Origin of the sequence: Exiguobacterium sp. A1_3_1 (assembly GCF_048985645.1) — a bacterium.
Taxonomy (GTDB): Bacteria; Bacillota; Bacilli; order Exiguobacteriales; family Exiguobacteriaceae; genus Exiguobacterium_A; species Exiguobacterium_A indicum.
The window spans coordinates 1-3,086 of the sequence record NZ_WBYY01000258.1 but is presented as its reverse complement, the minus strand read 5'-3'; the positions used below and the strand labels follow the sequence as shown (position 1 = coordinate 3,086).

The following is a 3,086-nucleotide window of genomic DNA, read 5'->3' as shown; positions in this document are numbered from 1 at the left end:
GAGACAGGTGTAGGAGCGCTATATGAGGCGTTCTCACGCTTGAAGGTGGATCTTGAAGAGCGTGGTTGGTTTGATCCAGCAATCAAACAATCGTTGCCAGCTTTTCCAGAGCGCATCGGAATCATCACGTCGCCAAAAGGAGCAGCGCTTCATGATATCGCAACGACACTCCGCCGCCGCTATCCGCAAGCAGCCATCGTCTTCGCCCCGGTCCTTGTACAGGGAGCGGACGCGGCACCACAAATCAGTCGTGCCATTCAGCTGATGAATGAGCATGCTGCCTGTGATGTGTTGATCATTGGTCGTGGTGGTGGTTCGATTGAGGAGCTGTGGGCATTCAATGAGATGTCTGTCGTGACAGCCGTGTTTGAATCCCGCATTCCGATCGTCTCTGCTGTCGGTCACGAAACGGATTTTACGATCAGTGATTTCGTCGCCGACGTTCGTGCTGCTACACCAACGGCAGCGGCAGAACTCGTCACTCCGGAAGCAGAGGCACTCACTCGACGTGTGCAGGATGTAGAGCGACGTTTAGAACGAACGTATGCACAACTCCTCAAAAGTAAACAAGAGCAAGTGACACGGCTTGCCGCGAGCTACGGTCTGAAATCACCACGCGTCCTACTCGGACTGAAGCAGGAACAATTGGACCGGGCAGAGATGTCACTCCAAAAGGAGATCAAGCAAGTAGTAGCGCAACACCAGCAACAGGTGGAGCGTCTTGACACACGCTTAATGCGTGTGCCGATGCGGGATCGCTTCGTGCAACAACGAGCGACGATTGAACAATCACGGCGTCGACTCGAAATCGTGCGTCGACTCTTGCAATCCAAGCAACAACAAGTGCGTCATGTGCTCGCGCGACTCGACTCCGTCAGTCCGACGCATGTTCTGATGCGCGGCTATACGTATGTCGAACAGGATGGACAAATCGTCCGTTCCGCGAAGGCATTGACAGCGTCTTCGTTCGATATCCGATTCCATGATGGAACGATTCGTGCTAAACGAGAGGATGGGGAGTAAGAATGGAGACGGAACAATCTTTTGAAGAAGCACTGGAGCGATTAGAAGAAATCGTCACGTTACTTGAAGAGGGCGAAGCTCCTCTTGAACAAGCGATGGCTCTATATGAAGAAGGCGTCAAACTGACAGCCCTCTGCCAAGGAAAGTTATCCGTTGCTGAGAAAAAACTCGATCAAATCCTGGAGCAAGATGGTACGCTTCGGGAAAAAGGAGGAGCGCAATGATTGCTTTGAATGAGTGGAAGACACAAGTCGAAAATAAAATGGAAGAGTTCATGGAGAGACTCGACGCACCGGATCGTTTACGCGATTCGATGCGGTATTCACTCGATGCGGGTGGGAAACGAATTCGCCCAGCCTTGATTTATGCGGTACTCGATGCTTTTTCCATCGATCGTTCAAAAGGTGACGCGACTGCTGCGGCACTTGAGATGATTCATACATACTCACTGATTCACGATGACCTTCCCGCAATGGACGATGATGATCTGCGTCGAGGGCGTCCGACGAATCATATCGCTTTTGATGAAGCAACAGCGATTTTAGCAGGAGATGCCTTGCTCACGAACGCCTTCAGCTGTCTTCTTGAGGCACCAGCTTCGCCGGAAGTAAAGCTTGCACTTGTCGAACGGTTGGCAACAGCAGCGGGCGCTACGGGTATGGTCGGTGGTCAGCTCGACGATATGCTCGGTGAGCGTGGCGGCATCAATGACGTAGCGGAGCTTGAGTCGATTCACCGTCGGAAAACAGGAGCACTCCTCGTCTTTGCAGTCGAAGCGGGTGGTTTGCTTGCCTCGGTCAGCTCGACGGATCTTGATCACTTGAAGCAATACGGTCGCCATCTCGGAATCGCATTCCAAATCCAAGATGACATCTTGGACGTAACAGGCGATGCTGAAAAAATCGGCAAACCGGTCGGTAGCGACGAAGGGAACGAAAAAGCAACGTACCCAAAATTACTGGGTCTTGAAGGAGCGAAACGCGCACTGACAGCTCAGGTGGAAGCAGCGGAACAAGCGATTGATGCATTATCAGTCGAAGCGACGACACTTAAGGAACTGCTCGACTTCGTGGTCAAGCGCGACCATTAAGCAGGACGACGCATCTGCGTCGTCTTTTTCTATGCTGACAATGGCGCTCGATAGATTGTTCTAGTACAATGTAGGGTACAAACCCTATAAGATTGTAAGGAAAAGAGGCGGTAAGGTATGAAATTGACAGAAATACAGGATCCGTCATTTTTAAAGCGTATGTCGGTCTCCGAACTCGAAGTACTCGCAGGCGATATTCGACGCTTTTTGATTGAAGAATTAGCGACGACAGGTGGACACTTGGCACCGAACCTCGGTGTCGTCGAGTTGACGCTTGCGTTGCATCGTGAATTCGACAGTCCGAATGACAAGTTCGTCTGGGATGTCGGGCACCAAGCATACGTGCATAAGATTTTGACAGGACGTGCGAGCCAGTTTGATACGCTCCGTCAGCACAAAGGACTCTGTGGGTTCCCGAAACGCAATGAGAGTGTGCATGACGTCTGGGAGACAGGACACAGCTCGACGTCCTTGTCAGCAGCAATGGGGATTGCTGTTTCGAACGAACTGAGCGGTAAGAGTGATCGTGCAGTCGCGATCATTGGTGACGGCGCTTTGACAGGTGGTATGGCACTCGAAGCATTGAATCATATTGGAGCAGAACAACAAAACGTCATCGTCATCTTGAACGATAACGAGATGTCGATTGCACCAAACGTTGGGGCGATGCATCAAATGCTTGGACGAATTCGTTCATCACGTAAAGTGCGTTTTGCCCAAGACGAGCTTGAAACGTTGATCAAAAAGATTCCGGTCATTGGCGGACGTCTTGAAAAAGGAAGCGAGAAGTTGAAGGAAGCTGTTAAAGGCGCACTTGTTCCTGGCATGTTCTTTGAAGAGCTCGGCTTCAACTATTATGGTCCAGTCGATGGGCACGATCTTGATGATTTAATCGAACAGCTCAATTACGTGAAAAAAGAAGAAGGTCCTGTCCTGCTTCATGTCTGTCTCTTATACACATCTCCGAGCCCAA

4 protein-coding genes are annotated in these 3,086 nt (G+C 50.8%); all 4 read left to right on the top strand.

Features of this window, described 5'->3' with window-relative positions; genetic code table 11:
- Positions 1-1,023 (top strand): exodeoxyribonuclease VII large subunit (gene xseA / locus F8N00_RS17335; RefSeq protein ID WP_421018675.1); only part of this gene is annotated, 1,023 nt, incomplete at its 5' end.
- 2 nt (positions 1,024-1,025) lie between these two features.
- Positions 1,026-1,247 (top strand): exodeoxyribonuclease VII small subunit, encoded by a 222-nt coding sequence (xseB, locus tag F8N00_RS17330; protein WP_023467583.1) that lies wholly within the window; start codon positions 1,026-1,028, stop codon positions 1,245-1,247.
- Positions 1,244-2,113, top strand: coding sequence for a polyprenyl synthetase family protein (locus F8N00_RS17325; protein WP_023467584.1), 870 nt, complete (start codon positions 1,244-1,246; stop codon positions 2,111-2,113). The genes xseB and F8N00_RS17325 overlap by 4 nt, the downstream gene beginning before the upstream one ends.
- Before the next feature lie 117 nt (positions 2,114-2,230).
- Positions 2,231-3,086, top strand: an 856-nt coding sequence (locus F8N00_RS17320; RefSeq protein ID WP_421018674.1) for a 1-deoxy-D-xylulose-5-phosphate synthase N-terminal domain-containing protein, incomplete at its 3' end; no start/stop codon positions are given.

Excerpts from the sequence above, each read along its gene's own strand:
- F8N00_RS17325 (WP_023467584.1), top strand. The coding sequence starts at position 1,244 with ATGATTGCTTTGAATGAGTGGAAGACACAAGTCGAAAATAAAATGGAA.
- xseB (WP_023467583.1), top strand. The coding sequence starts at position 1,026 with ATGGAGACGGAACAATCTTTTGAAGAAGCACTGGAGCGATTAGAAGAA.